At 44.6% G+C, this 12,402-nt stretch carries 11 protein-coding genes; 10 read left to right on the forward strand and 1 reads right to left on the reverse strand.

All coding sequences use genetic code 11. From position 1 onward, the window contains the following. The first annotated feature begins 105 nt into the window (after positions 1-105). On the forward strand, positions 106-1,689 hold the full coding sequence (locus tag AB4185_RS05060; protein ID WP_372135028.1) for an ABC-F family ATPase: 1,584 nt from the start codon (positions 106-108) through the stop codon (positions 1,687-1,689). A 222-nt stretch (positions 1,690-1,911) separates the two neighbouring features. Here the strand turns inward: AB4185_RS05060 and AB4185_RS05065 are convergent, their stop codons facing one another. Then, positions 1,912-2,733, reverse strand: coding sequence for a formate dehydrogenase accessory sulfurtransferase FdhD (locus AB4185_RS05065; RefSeq protein WP_017068189.1), 822 nt, complete (start codon positions 2,731-2,733; stop codon positions 1,912-1,914). A gap of 396 nt (positions 2,734-3,129) precedes the next feature. Here AB4185_RS05065 and AB4185_RS05070 point away from each other — a divergent pair, with 396 nt between their 5' ends. From AB4185_RS05070 to AB4185_RS05110, 9 genes are all read left to right on the forward strand, one after another. Then, a complete protein-coding gene (locus AB4185_RS05070) occupies positions 3,130-3,594 on the forward strand; it encodes a DUF3305 domain-containing protein (RefSeq protein WP_136974282.1) in 465 nt (154 codons plus the stop codon). Next, positions 3,584-4,297 (forward strand): DUF3306 domain-containing protein, encoded by a 714-nt coding sequence (locus AB4185_RS05075; RefSeq protein WP_372135030.1) that lies wholly within the window; start codon positions 3,584-3,586, stop codon positions 4,295-4,297. Before AB4185_RS05070 ends, AB4185_RS05075 begins: the two co-directional genes overlap by 11 nt. 300 nt (positions 4,298-4,597) lie before the next feature. Beyond that, positions 4,598-6,265, forward strand: coding sequence for a 4Fe-4S dicluster domain-containing protein (locus tag AB4185_RS05080; RefSeq protein WP_372111321.1), 1,668 nt, complete (start codon positions 4,598-4,600; stop codon positions 6,263-6,265). Between the two features lie 9 nt (positions 6,266-6,274). Further along, positions 6,275-6,913: a molecular chaperone gene (locus AB4185_RS05085; RefSeq protein ID WP_017059621.1), complete on the forward strand. Its 639-nt coding sequence runs from the start codon at positions 6,275-6,277 to the stop codon at positions 6,911-6,913. Positions 6,914-6,991: 78 nt separating this feature from the next. Then, entirely contained in the window at positions 6,992-7,192 is a 201-nt protein-coding gene (locus AB4185_RS05090; RefSeq protein WP_371724615.1) for a twin-arginine translocation signal domain-containing protein, read from the forward strand. 10 nt (positions 7,193-7,202) lie between these two features. Continuing rightward, positions 7,203-10,058 carry a formate dehydrogenase subunit alpha gene (locus tag AB4185_RS05095; protein WP_372135032.1) on the forward strand — a complete coding sequence of 952 codons (2,856 nt, stop codon included), beginning with the start codon at positions 7,203-7,205 and terminating at the stop codon, positions 10,056-10,058. 11 nt (positions 10,059-10,069) lie between these two features. Beyond that, a complete protein-coding gene (gene fdh3B / locus AB4185_RS05100) occupies positions 10,070-10,678 on the forward strand; it encodes a formate dehydrogenase FDH3 subunit beta (RefSeq protein ID WP_010440854.1) in 609 nt (202 codons plus the stop codon). 13 nt (positions 10,679-10,691) lie between these two features. Further along, positions 10,692-11,765 (forward strand): formate dehydrogenase subunit gamma, encoded by a 1,074-nt coding sequence (locus AB4185_RS05105; RefSeq protein ID WP_372135034.1) that lies wholly within the window; start codon positions 10,692-10,694, stop codon positions 11,763-11,765. Further along, the gene (locus AB4185_RS05110) at positions 11,749-12,165 is read left to right on the forward strand and encodes a hypothetical protein (RefSeq protein ID WP_017059624.1); all 417 of its coding nucleotides are present in this window, start codon (positions 11,749-11,751) and stop codon (positions 12,163-12,165) included. The genes AB4185_RS05105 and AB4185_RS05110 overlap by 17 nt, the downstream gene beginning before the upstream one ends. Positions 12,166-12,402: the final 237 nt, after the last annotated feature.

Genomic DNA, 12,402 nt, shown 5'->3' on the forward strand with positions numbered 1-12,402 from the left:
CTAGGTTATCACTCACTTAATGGCCAGTAATTGCAATCAATACTTGCAGTTAAAGCCCTGAACAAGTAACGTTGCGGCGTTTTTCACATTAAAAAGGTAATGGCATTGATCTCCACAGCAAATATCACCCAACAATTCGGCGCTAAGCCACTTTTCGAAAATATTTCAGTTAAGTTCGGCGAAGGCAACCGCTACGGTTTAATCGGCGCGAATGGCTGTGGTAAATCGACGTTCATGAAGATCCTATCTGGTGAACTTGAGCCAAGTGCTGGTAACGTAAGCTACGATCCAAACGAGCGCGTTGCTAAGCTAAACCAAGACCAGTTTGCTTACGAAGAATTCACGGTAATCGACACGGTTATCATGGGTCACAAAGAGCTTTGGGCTATTAAGAAAGAGCGTGACCGCATTTACTCTTTGCCAGAAATGAGCGAAGAAGACGGCATGAAAGTGGCTGACCTTGAAGTTCAGTTCGCTGAAATGGACGGTTACATGGCAGAAGCTAAAGCTGGTGAGCTTCTTCTAGCGGTAGGTATTGAAGAATCAATGCACTTCGGTCTGATGAGCGAAGTAGCACCGGGTTGGAAACTTCGTGTTCTATTGTCTCAAGTACTGTTTGCAGACCCGCATATCATGCTTCTTGACGAACCAACGAACAACCTGGACATGGACACCATCAAGTGGTTGGAAGACACGCTAAACCAACGTAACTGCACAATGATCATCATTTCGCACGACCGTCACTTCCTAAACTCTGTTTGTACACACATGGCTGACCTTGATTACGGCGAACTTCGTCTATTCCCAGGTAACTACGATGAGTACATGACGGCTGCGACTCAAGCTCGTGAGCGTCTACTGTCTGACAACGCTAAGAAGAAAGCACAAATTGCTGAACTTCAAACGTTCGTATCTCGTTTCTCTGCTAACGCATCTAAAGCGAAGCAAGCAACGTCACGTGCTAAGCAGATCGATAAGATCCAACTAGACGAAGTTAAAGCGTCTAGCCGTCAAAACCCATTCATCCGTTTCGAACAGTCTAAAGAGCTATTCCGTAACGCACTTGTGGTTGAAAACCTATCTCAAGGTTTTGAAGAAGACCTATACAACAAGTTCGACGGTATTTTCGAAGTAGGTGAGCGTGTTGCTATCATCGGTGAGAACGGTGTGGGTAAAACAACACTACTTAACACACTAGCTGGCGCTCTTGAGCCTCGCACAGGTGAGTACAAGTGGTCTGAAAACTCAAACATCGGTTACTACGCTCAAGATCACGCACACGATTTCGAGACAGACATGAACTTGTTTGATTGGATGAGCCAATGGCGCCAAGAAGGCGAAGACGAGCAAGTTGTTCGTGGCTTCCTAGGTCGTATGCTATTTGGTCAAGACGACATTAAGAAATCTGTAAAGGTTATCTCTGGTGGTGAGCAAGGTCGTATGCTTCTTGGTAAGATCATGATGCATAAACCAAACATCCTGCTAATGGATGAGCCAACAAACCACATGGATATGGAATCTATCGAAGCGCTTAACTTGGCTCTTGAGAACTACAAAGGCACATTGTTCTTCGTATCTCACGACCGTGTATTCGTAGACTCGCTTGCAACTCGTATCCTTGAAATCAAAGATGGCAAGATCAACGATTTCCGCGGTACTTACGCTGAGTTCTTGAAAGCACGCGGCTAAGCTTTAAGTTAGCCTTAGTTTTCAACTCTATGCGTTGGAAATTAAGCTATAAATTGAAAATTAAAAACGCCGTCATACTAAAAAGCATGACGGCGTTTTTGTATCTAGCTAAGTTTCTATGTATTTATCCTTGATGGGTCACTAACTATTTACATCAGAACTTTACAATTAGAAGCGGTTAGTGAATCACCAATCAAACCTACGCTTTTTTCCGACTGCTGATTATTCACCTTTCACATCAAAGTCAATCTTGTCTGCACCCGTGAACACTTGGAAGCGTAAACCTTTAGCGCGAGCAATCGTAGTGATGCCGAACTTCTGCGCTAAATCTAAGCCCATTTGTGTAACGCCAGAGCGTGACAGTAGAACAGGGATTCCCATCTGCGCAACCTTAATCACCATCTCAGACGTTAAACGGCCTGTGGTGTAGAAGATCTTATCTTCACCTGTCTCTTTGTTAAGCCACATCTCACCAGCCAATGTATCAACGGCATTGTGTCGGCCAACATCTTCAACAAACGATAGAACCTTGTCGTCTTTGCAAACAGCACAGCCATGAACCGCACCCGCTTTCTTGTAGGTGTCGTTATAATGAGTCAGCGCTTCTAGAGCCGTATAGATTTCAGATTGCTTAATCTTGGTTTGAGGCACTTGGTAATCTTCCAATTGCTTCATCACGTTGCCATACATGGTACCTTGGCCACAGCCAGAGGTAACTGTCTTCTTCTTAAGCGCTTGCTCAAGTTGGCTCGTATCTTCTTTGGTGATAACCGCTGCTGAGCTGGTTTCCCAGTCGATGATGATTGATTCAACGGCTTCTGGATCAGAAAGGAAGCTTTGGTTTTTCAAATAACCCAAGACTAATGCTTCCGGGCGTGAACCCAATGTCATTAGAGTTACGATCTCTTTCCAGTTCAACATAACGGTAAGAGGGCGCTCGCACGCAATTTGTTTCGTTAGCTTTTCGCCATATTCATCAAACACTTCAACTTCGATGGTCTGAAGTGGGTTTTCACTGGTTTTTATTATGTTTGGTTTTACCACAGTCACGTCCTACTTAATGAGATAGCGATTATAAGGGATAAGAAGTTAGGCAAGAGTCATCATACGACTCTTTAGAATACATGCGTTCTCTGTCACTTAGTCAGTCTTAGCTTTAACTCAAGCATTTAGCAATTCTCATTCCAAAATAGCGGCTATTCGAGAAAACATGAAGCATTCGATTAAAATAGCGCAAAATATGAGAGTTCACCGAGACTAACATCTCAAACCAGCGCGATCGACTAACGTTATAGGGGTAACTTTACGACAAACGCACTAAAGACGGAGCAGGACTTAAAATGTATTGGCGTGTTTATTGCTTTGTAGAGGGTATATGATTATGCGAAGTACAAAATGTCCTACGTACGATCAGAATAAAGAAAATCAATTGGGTGCAGTATGTCTGAGATAAAAGAATTCCAAGAACACTACGAAAAAACAGAATCAGCTTGGCCAATAGGTGTCCAAAGAATAGAGAAAGAGATCAAAACTGGCATTTGGGTAACAACTCAATGGGAACTCATCGGTTTTGAATTATCACCTGAACATGAAACCCCAGACGTATGTTCGCTTCAGTTGCACAAAGACGAGCGTACAGACTATCGTTTCAACCTAAGCTCTCAGCAACCTAAGCTTTTCTTAGTGATGGATAATGTCGATTCAGGCGTTAAGCCCGTCATTCAGTTACTTACAGCATCACAAACCGTTGCAGGGCAATACATGGACGGTGACAACCAAGTCCTTTCATACGACATTCCGTTACCTGTACAAGCTTGGATGGAAGCGTTCATCGGTCGTCATGGTGAGTTATTAGAAGCAAGACGTAAGAAACGTAAAGGCGCGGGTCGATCAAATGGCAACTAACTTTTTTAGCCGTTGGTCTCAACGAAAGCTTGATGAATCAACCGACCAACCTTTAGAAGCGCAACAAACGCTTGAGGAAACTGAGCTTACTTCCGCAAGGACTTCGTTTGCTGCTTCATCTATAGACGCAGAAACATCGGAGTCATTAGAGCGTGATACTTTAGAAAATGGTGCTTTAGAAAATGAGTCTCCAGAACACAATGAAGACGCTCACGCTGTCGATTCTCAAGCTATTGACTCTCAGGAGATAGCATCAGAAACGACTGAAGACTTGTCTGTTGCTCAATTATTGGTGTCAGAAGCTTCAGAAAGCGTAAAAAAAGCGGCATTGCGTAAATTATTCCTCTCAGAAGAATTCAACGTTCGTGATGGTTTAGATGATTACGACGACGATTACAGTAATTTGAAGTCTCTTTCTGAAGGGGTTGCGGAAACCTTGCGTGATTGGGTTAAAGACAAAACGGAAGAAGAAACTGCGCCAGAAGAAGAGCAAATCATTGATAATAAAGACGAAGGTGAAGTTTTAGAAAATTCTGAAAGCGATCTTGAGGTATCTGATAATAAACTTGAAACGTCAGAAAGTGCCGAAATAACCGAACAAGAAAAAGAACTGTATAAAAACACAGTATCGGATAATAACGCTACAATGTCAGACGAAGCAGACCTGAAAGAGGTGGGACAAAATATACCACACAAAGAATAGGTACATTTTGTACTAAACACTCAATGAACCGCTTGCGACAAAATGTCCCAAGCGGTTTTTTTATACGCACAATAAACGTTATATAGGATTAAATCACTGAAATATAAGGCATATTAAATTGGCATGGCATTTGCTAAATAACGTTCATTATCAACTTTTTTGTAGATAGACGAGTTCACGGTCTGACGAACGACACACTGGCTAAAGGGTTAGTTGTTAACGGATTACTCAGCAAGTTCTCTCTCGCTTACTACAATAAAGGTTGAACAGATTATCCATGTCCAAAGATGGAACTGAGCAATGCTTAAACAATTATTAGAACAAGCAAATTCAAATAACGCTAAAGCAAGACTGTATGCATTTGAAAATACAGTTGAGTTAACAAATCTGATTCCACCTACTGTTAGCTACGAAAGCGGCGGTAATACACTTGTTATTGGTCCAACTGCGATCATTGAAAGTGCTGCGGCTCAATTACCTCAGTTAACAAGCCTAACACTGCTTTCGACAGATGGTGTGAAGGCGACGAATACTGAGTCAGAGCTTTACTACGCAAATGCTGTTCAGGTTTCAGGGTTCCTTGGTACGTTCGAAGTTCTAATCGAAAACAAAGGCCGAACCAATAACCTTGCAAAAGTAGCAATCAATCATGACTGTTTTGATGTGGTTTTGGACTTATGTCTGAATAGCTGCATGACTGAAGAAGTGCCTGTTCCTGGTTATTACCCAGTAGGTCGTGGTTATCCAAAACTGGCTGAAGCGTTAGAAGAAATTCCTACGTTAATGGGCACGTTTGATAAGCCTAAGTTCTTCCGTTTGGACACAGACCTATGTGCACACAGTTCTCGTGGTGTTAAAGGTTGTGAGCGTTGTGTTGATGCTTGTCCTGCTGGTGCACTTTCGAGTGAAGGCTCAGATAAGACGGGTCATAAGATCGAGATTAACCCTTACCTATGTCAAGGCGTGGGTACTTGTGCAACGAGCTGTCCGACAGAAGCGATTACCTATGCGCTTCCAAACCCTGACGACACTCAAAAGTTTATTGAACGTACGCTAGCGAACTATGAGCAAGCGGGCGGTCTGGATCCCATAGTGCTTATCTGTAGCTCGCGTCATGAAACCTATAACGTGATGGCACTTAAGGCGCTACCAGATAACGTGATTCCAATTGTCGTAGAAGAACTGCCATCTATTGGTATCGATACTTGGTTTGCAGCTTTAGTTAATGGCGCAACTCAGGTTCTGTTTGCCGCATCTCGCTTTATGCCAGAAACGATCATTCGTGTTCTGAATAACGAAGTAGGGATTGCTCAAGAACTACTAGATCAAATCGGTATTCCAAAAGAAACCATTGATATTCTGTACTTAGAATCTCTACGTGAATGTCCTCCAACACTTTGTGTGGATTCATTCGACCTTGCACTTGGCGATCTTCAAGGCAACAAGCGCCAACGTCTATTTACAGCACTTGATGCGATGTCTTCAGCTCGTATTCCTGTTGAAAATATTGTTGAGCTTCCGTCAAACGCACCTTACGGCAACGTTTCGTGTGATAGCAAAGATTGTACGTTATGTATGAGCTGTGTGGCTGTGTGTCCGACACGTGCGCTTCATACCGACGGGGCTTCTCCATCACTTAAATTTGTAGAACAAGACTGTATTCAATGTGGCTTGTGTGAAAAGGCATGTCCTGAAAATGTTCTGACTCTTACGCCTCGTATGAACTGGGTAAAAGAAGAACGTCAAAAAGCAGTTGTGATTCATGAAGAGAAAGCTGCGGAATGTGTACGTTGCCATAAACCATTCGCACCTCAGTCTATGATTGACATGTTACAGAACAAGTTACGCGGTCACTCTCACTTTTCAGATGAAGCAGCGATTAATCGTATCGCTATGTGTGAAGACTGCCGTGTGGTGGATATGTTCGATTCAATGGCTCAAGACCCATTGAAACAATTGAAATACTAGGAGTTAGCCTTGGAAACGAATTTGGATCAGGCACAAGAACAGACACTAAGAACTGAGATCTATTTGGTTCTATCCGCACTGTTTCGCAGCGCACCTTCTGAAGAGGTGATCGACTTTCTAAAAACACTCGATATTGAAGCGTCTGAAAGCGCAATGCAAAAGGCTTGGATTGCCATTCAACAAGCGGCAACAGAATCAAACCGTGAAGCTCTTGAAGACGAATATCAAGATTTGTTCATCGGTATTGGGCGTGGAGAAGTCGTTCCATTTGGTTCTTGGCATCGCACTGGCGCCATGATGGAAAAACCATTGGCAGAGATTCGTCATGACTTAGAGCTTTTAGGCATTGAGCGTGACGATCAAGTGAAAGAGCCGGAAGATCATATCGCAGCACTGTGTGAAGTGATGGCGATGCTAACGGCTGAAGAAGAAGCACTGCAACAGGCGGTATTCAATAAGCACCTTGGCCCTTGGTTTAACTCTTTCACGCGTCAGCTTGAAGGGGCAGAAAGCGCGAACTTCTACAAATCGGCCGCTCAACTGTGTGAAGCATTCTTAACGTTAGAACAAGTGCGTTTTAGCGTGAATACAAAAAGCAGTAAGCACAAATTAAAGATTGATGTGAAAAACGTCACTGATTACGAGTAATCGAGCAGTACGCGATTATATCGATAGAGGGGCATTAAGCCTCCAAAAAAAGATCTACCGTAAGGTAAGGAAGCAATGATGAAAGATAATAAAGATATAAATACAAGCCGTAGGGATCTACTCAAAGGCTTGACGACTGCAGCCGTTGCTGGTGCCGTTGTCGCTGGTACAACTAAAGTGGCAACCGCTTCAGAAACTGTTGAAATTTCGACAGAAGACGTGAAGAAGACAGGGTATCGTGAGACGCAACACATTCGCGATTACTACGACACACTTTAGGAGATAACGGATGAAACTTGTCAAACGCTCCGATAGTGTGAGCAAAGAAACCAATCAGCTAGGTGTGTCTCGACGTGCCTTCATGAAAAACACTTCATTAGCTGCTGGTGGCGCAGTGGTAGGCGCAAGTCTATTTGCACCAGGTATGATGAAGAAAGCACAGGCTAAATCGGTCGATCCAGAAGCGAAAACAGAAGTGAAACGTACTATCTGTTCTCACTGTTCTGTGGGTTGTGGTATCTACGCTGAAGTTCAAAATGGCGTATGGACAGGTCAAGAGCCTGCATTCGATCACCCATTCAACGCTGGTGGACACTGTGCGAAAGGTGCAGCACTTCGTGAGCACGGCCACGGTGAACGTCGTCTTAAGTACCCAATGAAATTGGAAGGCGGTAAGTGGAAGAAGCTTTCTTGGGAACAAGCGATTGAAGAGATCGGTAACAAAGCGCTAGAACTTCGTAAAGAGTCTGGCCCTGATTCAGTTTACTTCCTAGGTAGTGCGAAACACAGTAACGAGCAAGCTTATGCATTCCGTAAGATGGCTTCGCTTTGGGGCACCAACAACGTTGACCACCAAGCACGTATTTGTCACTCAACCACAGTAGCCGGTGTTGCGAACACTTGGGGTTACGGTGCAATGACAAACTCGTTCAATGACATGCACAACTGTAAATCGATGCTGTTCATTGGTTCAAACCCAGCAGAAGCTCACCCAGTAGCGATGCAACACATCTTGATCGCGAAAGAGAAGAACAACTGTAAGATCGTTGTTGCGGATCCTCGTCGTACGCGTACTGCTGCGAAATCAGATCACTACGTTTCTCTTCGTCCAGGTTCTGACGTTGCGTTTATCTGGGGTGTGTTATGGCACGTCTTTGCAAACCAATGGGAAGACAAAGAGTTCATTAAACAACGTGTATTCGGCATGGACGAGATCCGTGAAGAAGTCGCGAAGTGGAACCCAGCAGAAGTTGAACGCGTAACTGGTGTTAGTGAAAAAGACGTATACCACACCGCGAAACTACTTTCTGAAAACCGTCCGGGTTGTATCGTTTGGTGTATGGGTGGTACTCAGCACACGACTGGTAACAACAACACACGCGCTTACTGTGTACTTGAGCTTGCGCTAGGTAACATCGGTAAATCAGGCGGCGGTGCAAACATCTTCCGTGGTCACGATAACGTACAGGGCGCAACTGACCTTGGCGTACTGTCAGACACACTTCCAGGCTACTACGGCTTGTCTGAAGGTTCTTGGCGTCACTGGTCAAAAGTTTGGGATATCGACTTTGACTGGGTGAAAGGCCGTTTCGACGACAACGCATACGGCGGTCAAAAACCAATGAACAGTGCAGGTATTCCTGTATCTCGTTGGGTTGATGGCGTACTTGAAGACAAAGACAAGATTCGCCAACGCGAAAACATCCGTGCCATGTTCTACTGGGGTCACGCGGTGAACTCTCAGACTCGTGGTCCAGAGATGAAAAAAGCGATGCAGAAGCTGGATATGATGGTTATTGTTGACCCATACCCAACGGTTGCAGCGGTAATGAATGATCGTACCGACGGCGTTTACCTGCTACCAGCAACGACTCAGTTTGAAACCTACGGCAGTGTAACGGCGTCAAACCGTTCTCTACAGTGGCGTGACAAGGTTGTTGATCCTCTATTCGAATCTAAACCTGACCACGAAATCATGTACCTGCTTTCTAAGAAGCTTGGTTTCTCTGATCAGCTGTTCAAAAACATCCGTGTTGAGAACAACCAACCACTGATTGAAGATATTACACGTGAATTCAACAAAGGTATGTGGACAATCGGCTACACAGGCCAAAGCCCTGAGCGTTTGAAAGAACACCAACAGAATTGGCACACATTCCACAAAACGTCTCTAGAAGCAGAAGGCGGTCCAGCAAATGGCGAGACTTACGGTCTACCTTGGCCATGTTGGGGCACACCAGAGATGAAACATCCGGGTACACACATCCTTTACAATACGTCTAAGACGGTTGCTGAAGGTGGTGGTAACTTCCGTACTCGTTTTGGTGTTGAGTTTGAAGGTCAAAGCCTACTGGCAGAAGACAGCTACTCGAAAGGCTGTGAGATCAAAGACGGCTACCCAGAGTTCAGTGACAAACTACTGAAACAACTGGGTTGGTGGGATGATCTAACTGCAGAAGAGAAAGCGGCTGCTGAAGGCAAAAACTGGAAGACTGACGTTTCAGGTGGTATCCAACGTGTGGCAATTAAACACGGCTGTATCCCATTTGGTAATGCGAAAGCACGTGCGATTGTTTGGACATTCCCAGACCGTGTACCACTGCACCGTGAGCCACTTTACACGCCACGTCGCGACCTAGTTGCTGATTACCCAACGTGGGACGACAAAGAAGCTATCTTCCGTGTTCCTACGCTTTACAAGTCGATTCAAGAGCAAGACAAATCTGGCGAATACCCGATTATCCTGACCTCTGGTCGTTTGGTTGAGTACGAAGGTGGTGGTGAAGAAACCCGTTCTAACCCTTGGCTAGCAGAACTACAGCAAGAGATGTTTGTTGAAGTGAACCCGAAAGATGCAAACGACATCGGCTTTAAAGACGGTGACGATGTTTGGGTTGAGGGTGCAGAGAAGGGCCGTATTAAGGTGAAAGCGATGGTTACACGTCGTGTGAAACCGGGTCTGGCATTCATCCCATTCCACTTCGGTGGTAAGTTCCAAGGCGAAGATTTGCGTTCTAAATACCCAGAAGGCACTGATCCTTACGTTATTGGTGAAGCTGCTAACACAGCAACCACATACGGTTACGACCCTGTCACGTTAATGCAGGAAACGAAAGTAACCCTTTGTAATATTCGTAAAGCGTAAGGAGTCTTAAAATGGCTAGAATGAAATTTCTTTGTGACACCAAGCGTTGTATCGAATGTAACGGTTGTGTCACTGCATGTAAGAATGAAAATGATGATGCTCTGGAATGGGGTATTCAACGTCGCCGCGTTGTAACACTGAACGATGGCGAACCGGGTGAAAACTCTATCTCAGTAGCATGTATGCACTGTACTGATGCCCCTTGTATGGCAGTTTGCCCAGCAGACTGTTTTGAACATACAGAAGACGGCATCGTACTTCACAATAAAGATCTATGTATCGGTTGTGGTTACTGCTTGTTTGCTTGTCCGTTTGGCGCACCTCAATTCCCTAAACAGGAAGCATTTGGTGAGCGCGGTAAGATGGACAAATGTACCTTCTGTGCTGGCGGCCCTGAAACAGAGCCAGGTTCTGTAGAAGAGCGTCAGAAGTACGGTGCGAACCGTATTGCTGAAGGCAAGCTGCCAATGTGTGCTTCGCTTTGTTCAACAAAAGCGCTGCTTGCAGGTGATGCTGAGCAAGTCTCTGATATCTTCCGTCAGCGTGTTGTTGAGCGTGGTGCGAAAGGTGCTGGTTGGACAGACGGCAACGACCTTTCTTACGATGCGATGAAGAGCTAGTTAGGAGAGACATATGCTTACAATGTTTAAGCGTCTCTTCCTTGTTGTGCTGCCGATGTTGGCAGCACTAACAATGCTGTCTCCTTTGAGTCATGCATCTGAGACGAACTCATCACAAACTCAATCGAGCTCTGCTGAAAGAGAAATCACACAACTTGCTGGCGCTGATTTTTGGCGACAAGTAAGAAACGGTGAGGAAGGTTACACCACCTCTCAATCTGCTGAGCACGGTGTGTTGATCAGTACTCCAGGTCAAACGTGGTACATATTGAAAGAGAAGTGGATGTCACCAGCCGGTGCTGTCGCTATCTTTGGTAGTATTGCTTTCGTTACTTTGATGTATGTTGTGATTGGCCCATTAATGCTAAGTGCACCAAGAACGGGTCGTAAGATCAAACGTTGGTCTCGACTGGATCGTGCGTTGCACTGGAGCATGGCGTTTACTTTCTTAACGCTCGCGTTCAGTGGTTTGATGTTGGTTTACGGCAAGCACTTTTTGAAACCCTACATTCCAACTGACCTTTGGGGCTTTATCGTTCTATTGGCGAAGCAATACCACAACTACATCGGCCCGATTTTCTATGTGCTGTTGATGGCTGTTCTTATCAAGTGGTGGCGCAAGTCGATATTTAAGATGGTGGATGTCCAGTGGTTCATCAAACTGGGTGGTATGGTCGGGAAACATAAAGGTTCTCATCCATCGGCAGAATTCTCGAACGCGGGTGAAAAAGCGCTGTTTTGGCTGTTAATTGTGATGGGCAGTGTGGCGGCAATCAGTGGTTTGGTGTTGGATTTTCCAATATTCGGTCAAACACGCCGCCATATGGAACTTTCAAACCTTGTTCATATGATCGCCGCTCTTATCCTTATTTGTGGCTTTGTGTTCCACATTTATATCGGTTTGTTCGGTATGGAAGGCGCATTAGAAGGTATGGTAACAGGCGAAGTTGATGAAACCTGGGCTAAAGAGCACCATGACCTTTGGTACAAAGAAGTGATGGAACAAGAGAAAAACGGCGTTGAACAAAGCGCTAACGCAGCAACAGAGAAAACGGAAGGGGTGAATAAGAATGAACAAACCTCATAAAGGTATTTGGGTCGCTTACATACTAAGCTGCTTTACGCCATTTACTTGTCTTCTCTCTGGTGTGGTTGCCATCATCTACGCGGGCTATCGTTTAGATAAAGGCGAAGATGGTGAAGTAGTGGATACCCATTACTACGGCTTGATTCGCTCGTTCTTCTTGAACTTGACGTTCTTTGTTGTACTTATCGTGACAGTAGCGACCTCTAATGGCGTGTTGATCGGTGTGAACGATTACTGGTATCAAAATCATATTATCGATGACATCGCTTACTACATACCGTATGTAGGCATGTTGTTCGGTGGTGTTGCGATTGTGGTTTGGTTTATTCGTATGTATCAAGGTATGCAGCGTTTAAGTCAAAACCTACCGCAAAACCCGACAACAGGTCCAAACTTGTAGTCGAGTATCGGCTCACTAGATAGCGAATTATCTAGCACAATAGTCCTTTTGAAAGCCCAATGATTTCGGTCATTGGGCTTTTTGTTTCTAATCAGCAACGAAACTTAATGAAGCATAGTATTGACCGCTTCAATATGGTGCAACTCCCTTAATTGGTGCAATTCTTGTTTCCATTTTCACGCTCATTAAGAACCAAGAAAGTGCACCGATAAATTTATTATCAATTAATCAGTAAGT

Source organism: Vibrio sp. 10N.286.48.F5, from assembly GCF_041469785.1.
In the GTDB taxonomy this organism is placed as follows: Bacteria; Pseudomonadota; Gammaproteobacteria; order Enterobacterales; family Vibrionaceae; genus Vibrio; species Vibrio crassostreae_C.

What these genes read in the sequence shown, in the direction of transcription:
- AB4185_RS05105 (WP_372135034.1), top strand. Translation starts at nt 10,692, where the DNA reads ATGCTTACAATGTTTAAGCGTCTCTTCCTTGTTGTGCTGCCGATGTTG.
- AB4185_RS05095 (WP_372135032.1), top strand. Translation starts at nt 7,203, where the DNA reads ATGAAACTTGTCAAACGCTCCGATAGTGTGAGCAAAGAAACCAATCAG.
- AB4185_RS05110 (WP_017059624.1), top strand. Translation starts at nt 11,749, where the DNA reads ATGAACAAACCTCATAAAGGTATTTGGGTCGCTTACATACTAAGCTGC.
- AB4185_RS05080 (WP_372111321.1), top strand. Translation starts at nt 4,598, where the DNA reads ATGCTTAAACAATTATTAGAACAAGCAAATTCAAATAACGCTAAAGCA.
- AB4185_RS05075 (WP_372135030.1), top strand. Translation starts at nt 3,584, where the DNA reads ATGGCAACTAACTTTTTTAGCCGTTGGTCTCAACGAAAGCTTGATGAA.
- AB4185_RS05090 (WP_371724615.1), top strand. Translation starts at nt 6,992, where the DNA reads ATGAAAGATAATAAAGATATAAATACAAGCCGTAGGGATCTACTCAAA.
- fdh3B (WP_010440854.1), top strand. Translation starts at nt 10,070, where the DNA reads ATGGCTAGAATGAAATTTCTTTGTGACACCAAGCGTTGTATCGAATGT.
- AB4185_RS05070 (WP_136974282.1), top strand. Translation starts at nt 3,130, where the DNA reads ATGTCTGAGATAAAAGAATTCCAAGAACACTACGAAAAAACAGAATCA.